At 70.7% G+C, this 1,152-nt stretch carries 2 protein-coding genes; both read left to right on the top strand.

The features are described from left to right. The coding region (locus tag G6016_RS13340; RefSeq protein ID WP_182633124.1) for a GTP-binding protein at nt 1-441 on the top strand (441 nt) is incomplete at its 5' end. A gap of 185 nt (nt 442-626) precedes the next feature. Next, nucleotides 627-1,152: GAF domain-containing protein (locus G6016_RS13345; RefSeq protein ID WP_182633125.1), on the top strand; the 526-nt coding region annotated here is incomplete at its 3' end.

The raw sequence follows: 1,152 nt of genomic DNA on the forward strand, positions 1-1,152 counted from the left end.
ACGCCGCCCACCGGCGCCTACCGTGCGAAGGGCACGCTGACCCTCGCCACGGCCGACGGCCCCAGGCGGTACGAGGTCGCGCTCGTGGGACGCCGCCTCGAGCTGCGCGCCGTGGTGGATCAGGTGGGTCCGGCGGAGGTGCCGGGCGGCGGAGTGCCTGGCGGCGGGGGGGCGGTCCCTGACGGCCTGGTGGTGATCGGCGTCGATATGGACGACGACGACGTCGGCGGCTTTCTCGACGACGCGGTGCTGACCCCCGGTGAGACGATCGACGCCGAGGCCATGTTGGGTCTGCATCCATACCTGGTCGGCGATCCGGACTCTAGCGATGTAGAGGAATGGATCTACGACGAACAGCGAACCGCGCCGGTCACCGGCAGCGCGGTGATGCTCTCGGATCCGGAAGATCCCGACGCATTCGATCCAGCTTTCACGCCCTGACCTAGGGCTGGGCGGGAATCATCGGCCGCCACCCCCGTTCCCTCGGCCGGGTTGTGGACCGATTGGGTCGGCATCACCCCGACCACGTGCGTATAGTGGCGCTGAAAACGGTGGTGTGTCACGCGTTCGGGGGGAAAAGGTGGCCCCACTGTGGGGGTGCCGCACAGATGAGTTGAGGAGACCTCGTGGACGAGGAGAAGACCGGCCGGGGCGCCGGCGATGCCCAGCAACGCAAGCGTGACCTGGCGTCGGTGCGGCGCGCGATCGCCGCGTTGCGGGATACCACCGGCATCCCGGTGACCATCGGCGGCGTGGTCGGGGAGGGGCACACCCTCGTGCTGTCGGAATCGCTCGGCATGCGCACCTCCGCCATGAAGGACCTCAAAGTGCACTACGGCGCCGGCGTCGGCGGACGCGTCATGGCCACCGGCAAGCCCGTCGGCGTGGCCGACTACCCGCGGGCCGGCGTCATCACCCACGAGTACGACTTGCCGGTCCTGTCCGAGGGGCTGCGCTCGATGGCCGCCATCCCCGTGGTGGTGGGCAAAGACGTGCGCGCCGTCCTCTACGCCGGCGTGCACTCCTCGGTGCGGTTCGGCGAGAAGGTCCTCAACCAGATGGCCGCCACCGCCCGCGCCCTCGAGCAGGAGATCGCGGTCAACGACGCGCTCGCCGCCCGAGGCGCCGCGCCCGTCGGCCCGGGCGCCGGCG

This window comes from Dietzia aerolata (assembly GCF_014144865.1).
Taxonomy (GTDB): domain Bacteria; phylum Actinomycetota; class Actinomycetes; order Mycobacteriales; family Mycobacteriaceae; genus Dietzia; species Dietzia aerolata.